Source organism: Burkholderia sp. Tr-20390 (assembly GCF_017104595.1).
GTDB lineage: Bacteria > Pseudomonadota > Gammaproteobacteria > Burkholderiales > Burkholderiaceae > Burkholderia.
The window spans coordinates 1-4,801 of record NZ_JAAGPC010000334.1 but is presented as its reverse complement, the minus strand read 5'-3'; the positions used below and the strand labels follow the sequence as shown (position 1 = coordinate 4,801).

At 70.0% G+C, this 4,801-nt stretch carries 6 protein-coding genes; 4 read left to right on the top strand and 2 right to left on the bottom strand.

What is annotated here, in order from left to right; translation table 11 throughout:
- Both G3N98_RS38440 and sodB read left to right on the top strand, forming a co-directional pair.
- The coding region (locus G3N98_RS38440) for an exodeoxyribonuclease VII large subunit (protein ID WP_277396946.1) at window positions 1–310 on the top strand (310 nt) is incomplete at its 5' end.
- A 227-nt stretch (window positions 311–537) separates the two neighbouring features.
- The gene (gene sodB / locus G3N98_RS38435) at window positions 538–1,116 is read left to right on the top strand and encodes a superoxide dismutase [Fe] (RefSeq protein WP_089440866.1); all 579 of its coding nucleotides are present in this window, start codon (window positions 538–540) and stop codon (window positions 1,114–1,116) included.
- 105 nt (window positions 1,117–1,221) lie between these two features.
- Here the strand turns inward: sodB and chrA are convergent, their stop codons facing one another.
- Complete coding sequence (gene chrA / locus G3N98_RS38430; protein ID WP_206151045.1) at window positions 1,222–2,433, bottom strand: chromate efflux transporter; 1,212 nt, start codon at window positions 2,431–2,433, stop codon at window positions 1,222–1,224.
- An 86-nt stretch (window positions 2,434–2,519) separates the two neighbouring features.
- The gene (locus G3N98_RS38425) at window positions 2,520–3,227 is read right to left on the bottom strand and encodes a Crp/Fnr family transcriptional regulator (protein WP_206151044.1); all 708 of its coding nucleotides are present in this window, start codon (window positions 3,225–3,227) and stop codon (window positions 2,520–2,522) included.
- A gap of 81 nt (window positions 3,228–3,308) precedes the next feature.
- Here G3N98_RS38425 and G3N98_RS38420 point away from each other — a divergent pair, with 81 nt between their 5' ends.
- Both G3N98_RS38420 and G3N98_RS38415 read left to right on the top strand, forming a co-directional pair.
- A complete protein-coding gene (locus G3N98_RS38420) occupies window positions 3,309–3,833 on the top strand; it encodes an Mpo1-like protein (protein ID WP_206151043.1) in 525 nt (174 codons plus the stop codon).
- Window positions 3,826–4,801: 2-dehydropantoate 2-reductase (locus tag G3N98_RS38415; protein WP_206151042.1), on the top strand; the 976-nt coding region annotated here is incomplete at its 3' end. The genes G3N98_RS38420 and G3N98_RS38415, both read left to right, overlap by 8 nt.

Below are 4,801 nucleotides of genomic sequence, written 5' to 3'. Positions count from 1 at the left end.
CGCACGGCCTGATCCGTCGCAGGCGCGCCAGGCGCTCGCGGGGCTGTCGCAGCGTCTTGCGCTGGCCTTGCAGCGCCGTCACGAACGCGACACGGCTCGCGTGTCAGCCTGTGCGGCACGGCTCGAGGTGCTGAGCCCGCAGCGCACGCTCGAGCGCGGCTATGCGGCGCTGATCGATGCGCAGACGGGCCGCGCGGTGCGCACGCCGAACGCGCTGAAGCCGCAGCGCCGCCTGACCGTGCATCTCGCGGAAGGCTCGGCCGACGTGTCGATCGCCGACGTGCAGCCGCGGCTGACCGATACGATCTGACGTAACGGGTGCGAGCGGAGCGAAGGTTGTCGCAACGGACGCATCGTGCACGGGAACGGATGCTGCTCATCGTCGGGTTCGTCCTGCCGGACGTTGCGCAAACATCGCTTTTCCGCATACCGCGGATAAATGGCCCGTGAGTTTGCGGGGTTATTCGTCCTCGCCTACAATCGGACGCTCGGCAGCATCCAACACAGCCTCCCTACATACTCAACGAAGGAATCGCCATGGCTCATACGCTCCCGCCGCTCCCGTACGCTGAAGACGCACTCGCGCCGACCATCTCGAAAGAGACGATCGAGTACCACTACGGCAAGCACCATCAGGCTTATGTGACGAACCTGAACAATCTGATCCCGGGCACGGAATTCGAAAACCTGTCGCTGGAAGAGATCGTGAAGAAGTCGTCGGGCGGCATCTTCAACAACGCCGCGCAAATCTGGAACCACACGTTCTTCTGGAACAGCCTGTCGCCGAACGGCGGCGGCGCACCGACGGGCGCGCTGGGCGACGCGATCAATGCGAAGTGGGGTTCGTACGACGCATTCAAGGAAGCGTTCACGAAGGCTGCGGTCGGCACGTTCGGCTCGGGCTGGGCATGGCTCGTGAAGAAGGCTGACGGTTCGCTCGACATCGTGTCGACGAGCAACGCAGCAACGCCGCTGACGACCGCCGACAAGGCACTGCTGACGATCGACGTGTGGGAACACGCGTACTACATCGACTACCGCAACGCACGTCCGAAGTTCGTCGAAGCGTTCTGGAACATCGTGAACTGGGACTTCGCAGCGAAGAACTTCGCGTAAGGTCCGGCGCCTGCGCGCCGCTGCGGCGCGCGGCACCCAGCAAGAAAAGCCCTCGAAACGAGGGCTTTTTTGTTTTTGACGCGGTGGAACGCGCCGCGTACCTGGTCAGGCCGGGAGGCCGAGCCCCCAGCCGAGCGCGGCGCTCGCGATCACGACGGCCCATGGCGGCACGCGCCAGAACACCAGCGCGACGAACGCGATGAGCGCGGCGGCCAGATCGTGCGGCGCCACGATCGTGTCGGTCCAGACCGGGTGATAGAGCGCGGCGAGCAGCAGCCCGACGACGGCCGCGTTCACGCCGGCGAGCGCGGCCTGCATGCGCGTGCTGCGGCGCAGGCGTTCCCAGAACGGCGCGGTGCCGGCCACCAGCAGGAACGACGGCGCGAAGATCGACACCAGCGCGATCGTGCCGCCGAGCCAGCCGTTCGGCGCGTTGCGCAGCGACGCGCCGAGGAACGCCGAGAACGTGAACAGCGGCCCCGGCACGGCCTGCGCGACGCCATATCCGGCCAGGAACGCCGCATCGCCGACCCAGCCGGGCGCGACCACGGCCGCCTGCAGCAGCGGCAGCACCACATGACCGCCGCCGAACACGAGCGCGCCCGTGCGGAAGAACGCATCGACGACGGCAAGCATATCGGAGCGCAGCGTACGGGCCGCGAACGGCAGGACGACGAGAAGCGCCGCGAACAGCGCGAGCCACAGCACGCCCGCGCGAGGCGACACGTGCAGCGGCAGTGGATCGTGCGCGCCACGCGGCGGCTGCGGCAGCAGCACGAGGCCGGCTAACCCGGCCGTGACGATCACCGCAACCTGGGTCCACGCGGCCGGCGCGAGCAGCGCGACGCAGGCGGCCGCGGCCATCAGCGTGACGCGGCGCGCATCCGGGCACAGCGTGCGCGCCATCCCCCACACGGCTTGCGCGATCACGGCGACCGACACGATGCGCAGCCCGTGCAGCGCACCGGCTTCGATCGGCGCGCCCGTTGCATGCACGCCGAGCGCGAACAGCATCATCAGCAGCGCCGACGGCAGCGTGAAGCCGAGCCACGCAGCGAACATGCCCGCGTAGCCGGCGCGCGCGAGGCCGATCGCCATCCCGACCTGGCTGCTTGCGGGCCCGGGCAGGAACTGGCATAGCCCGACGAGATCCGCATACGTGCGCTCGGTGAGCCAGCCGCGCCGCGTGACGAACTCGGTGCGGAAGTAGCCGAGATGCGCGACCGGGCCGCCGAACGACGTGAGGCCGAGCCGCAGGAACGCGATGAACACAGGCCACGGATGGCGGGAGGGAGCGGAGGCGGTCGACGTGCTCAAGGCGAGGCGGGCGGATGAACGGACGAGCCGCCACGATAGCGCAACGCGGTGACGGTGGGGAGGCCGCGTGGCGCTGGTGCGGAACCTCAGCGCATGCCGTCGGGCAACCCGCTCGCGCGCCGCAGCGCATCGACGTCGACGAGCTCGATCTCGCCGACGTGCAGCCGCACGACGCCGTCGGCCTGCAGCGCCTTCAGCAACTGGTTGGTGGTCTGCCGCGTCAGCGACAGCATCGCCGCGAGCTTTTCCTGCGACAGCCGGATGCGGGTGCGGCCGGCGCTGATCCCGCCGTAGCCGTCGGCGATCATCAGCAGCCGGGCGGCGAGCCGCTGCGCGGCCGGCATCACGCTCATCGATTCGACGGTCAGGAAGCTCAGGCGCAGTTTCTGCGCCATCAGCAGCGCGAATTGCCGCCAGTATTGCGGCGTCGCATCGAGGATCGCGAGCAGCGCGGCCTGCGGCACGTGCAGCAGCAGCGCGTCGTCGAGCGCGATCGCGTCGTGCGTGCGCGGCTGGCCGTCGAACAGCGCGATTTCGCCGAACCAGGTGACGGGCTCGGCCACCGTCAGCAGCGCTTCCTTGCCCTGCGGGTCGACCGCACCTATCGTGAGTGAACCGGCCAGTACCGCGTACAGCCCGCATGGCGGGTCGCCGCGCCGGAACAGCGCCTGGCCGGCAGGCAGCCGGCGCAGCGCCGCGCGGGCGAGCAGGTTCGCGCGCAACGCGGGCGGCAGCGCGGCGAACCACGGGTTCGCTTCGATCTGCGGCAGGTACGGGGCGAGCGAAGAGGGCATGGGCACGCGATGTCGGGTAGCTGACAGAGGTTCTCGGGCGTGACGCGCATCATAGCGCTCAACCATGGACCAGGAGACGCGATGAAGACACTCGAAGACCATCTTGCCCAGTATGCGGCCTACCACCGCGACGCGCGCAATATCGCGACGCATCTGGTCGGCATTCCGATGATCGTGTTCGCGGTCGAGGTGCTGCTGTCGCGGCCGGCGCTCGGGATGCTGGCCGGCATCGCGCTGTCGCCGGCGCTGCTGCTGGCCGTCGCGTTCGCGGTGTTCTACCTGCGTCTCGACCTGCGGTTCGGGATCGTGATGACCGCGCTGTTCGCGCTCGGCCTGTGGGCCGCGCAGGCGCTCGCACTGCTGCCCACGGCGCAATGGCTCGCGATCGGCATCGGCGCGTTCGTCGTCGGCTGGATCGTGCAGTTCGTCGGGCACTGGTTCGAGGGGCGCAAGCCCGCGTTCGTCGACGATATGGTCGGCCTGATGGTCGGGCCGCTGTTCGTCGTTGCCGAGGTCGCGTTCTTCGCGGGGTTGCGCAGCGACGTGCGCCGCGAAGTCGAGCGGCGGGCCGGGCCCGTGCACGGCGGCGCGCATTCGCATGTCTGACGCCCCGGTTTGCGTGTTCGGCGCGGGCGCGGTCGGCTGCTATCTCGGTGGACGGCTTGCGGCGGCCGGCGCGAACGTGACGCTCGTCGGCCGCGCGCGGATCGGTGACGCGATTCATCGGCACGGGCTGACGCTGACCGACCGACGCGGCTATCGCGCGACACTCGCGCCGGCAGATGTCGTGTTCGAGACCGATCCGGCGGCTGCGGCCGCCGCGCGGCTCGTGCTCGTGGCGGTGAAATCGGCCGCGACGCGTGAGGTCGCGGCGCAGCTTGCCGGCGTGCTGCGGCCCGGCACGGTCGTGATCAGTTTCCAGAACGGCCTGCACAACGCCGACGTGCTGCGCGAAGCGCTACCGCAAGCCACCGTGCTGGCCGGCATGGTGCCGTTCAACGTGATCGAGCGCGCGCCCGGTGCGTTTCACCAGGGATCGGCCGGCGCGCTGGCGGCCGAAGCCTCCCCCGCGCTGACGCCGTTCGCCGGCGCGTTCGCGCGTGCCGGGCTGCCGCTCGCGCTGCATCGCGACATGCGGGCCGTGCAATGGGCGAAGCTGCTGCTCAACCTGAACAACGCGGTCAACGCGCTCGCGAACCTGTCGCTGCGAGACGAACTCGCGCAACGTGCGTACCGGCGCTGCGTCGCGCTTGCGCAGCGCGAAGCGCTGCACTGGCTGGCGCGGGCCGCGATCCGGCCCGCGCGGCTGACGCCGTTGCCGGCCGGGTGGCTCCCGGCCGTGCTCGATTTGCCCGATCCGGCGTTTCGCGTGCTGGGCGGCCGGATGCTCGCGATCGACCCGCTCGCGCGTTCGTCGATGTCCGACGATCTCGCGGCGGGGCGGGCGACGGAAGTCGAGTGGATCAACGGCGAGGTCGTGCGGCTGGCCGCGCACTTCGGCGGGCAGGCGCCCGTCAATGCGCGACTGTGCGCGCTCGTGCACGACGCGGAACGCGCGGCGGCACGCCCGGCCA